This window comes from Sulfitobacter aestuarii, assembly GCF_042685005.1.
Classification (GTDB): Bacteria; Pseudomonadota; Alphaproteobacteria; order Rhodobacterales; family Rhodobacteraceae; genus Sulfitobacter; species Sulfitobacter aestuarii.
In genome coordinates this window covers 1-1,014 of record NZ_JBHUMP010000071.1, presented here as the reverse complement: position 1 = coordinate 1,014, position 1,014 = coordinate 1, and the positions used below count along the sequence as shown (strand labels likewise).

The 1,014-nt window shown below is 63.8% G+C and carries 1 protein-coding gene; it reads left to right on the top strand.

The genetic code is table 11. The features are described from left to right. Positions 1–1,014 (top strand): IS110 family transposase (locus ACFSUD_RS19620; protein ID WP_386376190.1); only part of this gene is annotated, 1,014 nt, incomplete at both ends.

Genomic DNA, 1,014 nt, shown 5'->3' with positions numbered 1-1,014 from the left:
ATCGGCCGGACCACATCAGGAAGTTGGTCGAGAAATTGGGTGTTCACGGAGGCCGTTTGTATTTTTGCTATGAGGCCGGGCCATGCGGCTATGGTCTGCACCGCCAGCTTATCGGGTTGGGGCACGACTGCATCGTAGTCGCGCCGTCACTCATTCCGGTAAAGGCGGGCGATCGGGTGAAGACCGACCGCCGCGACGCGGTGATGCTGGCAAAGCTGCATAGGGCGGGCGAGTTGACGGCGGTCTGGGTGCCGGATGCCGCCCATGAAGCAATGCGCGATTTGGTCCGGGCGCGGGCGACAGCTGTGCGCGTCACCGGTAAGGCGCGGCAGCATCTCCAGGGATTTCTCCTGCGCCACGGCCGGATTTATCCAGGCAAGAAGGGCTGGACAAAGGCCTATCGGCGCTGGCTGACGACAGTCCGCTTCGAGCACCCGGCCCAGCAAATCGTGCTTCAGGATTATATCCATGCCGTGACTGACGCCGAGGCCAGGATCGAGCGGCTGACCGGGCAGATCGCCGACCTTCTGCCGAGCTGGAGCCTCGCCCCGGTGGTCGAAGCAATACAGGCGATGCGCGGCGTTGCTTTCATCGTTGCCGTGACAGTGGTGGCCGAGGTCGGCGATTTCCACCGGTTCGACAATCCCCGCCAGCTGATGGCCTATCTGGGGCTCACACCCTCCGAACATTCCAGCGGCGCCAGTGTGCGTCGGGGCGGAATCACCAAGGCCGGCAGCGGGCTTGCGCGGCGCGTGCTGATCGAGGGCGCGTGGAGTTATCGCATGCAAGCGCGCGTCAGTCGCAAGCTTCACGACAGAATCGAAAATCTTCCCCAGGCCGTGCGTGACATCGCCTGGAAGGGGCAGTTGCGGATGTGCCGACGCTACCGCCATCTGGTTGCCGCGGGTAAGGCGAAGGTAGTCGTTACAACGGCCATTGCGCGCGAGATGGTCGGCTTCATCTGGGCCATCGCCAGAGCAGTGACAGCCGCGCCAGTCGAAAACGTCGCCCCCC